Annotated in this window: 1 protein-coding gene; it reads left to right on the forward strand. The window is 48.5% G+C overall.

Going from position 1 to position 425, the window contains the following annotated elements; all coding sequences use genetic code 11:
• Positions 1–34: 34 nt before the first annotated feature.
• The coding region (locus tag A3750_RS04775) for an aminotransferase class V-fold PLP-dependent enzyme (protein ID WP_156498409.1) at positions 35–425 on the forward strand (391 nt) is incomplete at its 3' end.

Here is a 425-nt window from a genome sequence, read left to right on the forward strand (position 1 = left end):
TTCCGAACAGTAAAGTCTTGGTTCACAGTAACAGATGATTTATTTAGATTATGCAGCAACAACGCCGGCCGATCCGCGAGTTGTTGAAAAAATGCTCGCCTATCTTGGGGTTGGAACATGTTTCGCAAACCCTGCTTCGCGTTCACATATGCTTGGTTGGCAGGCGGAGGCAGCCGTTGAAGCTGCGCGCAAGACAATTGCTAAATCGTTGCATTGTGATGTTCGCGAACTTGTCTGGACGAGTGGTGCGACCGAGTCCAATAATCTCGCTATCAAAGGGGCGTTAGAATATTTGCGGGGCAAGGGTGATGAGAGGCGACATATCATCACCTCAAAAACCGAACACAAAGCTGTTCTTGATGTGTTTGAATACCTTGCTGGCTTGGGCTACCAAACGACGTTTATTGACCCAGATGAAGACGGCG

This window comes from Oleiphilus sp. HI0079, assembly GCF_001635105.1.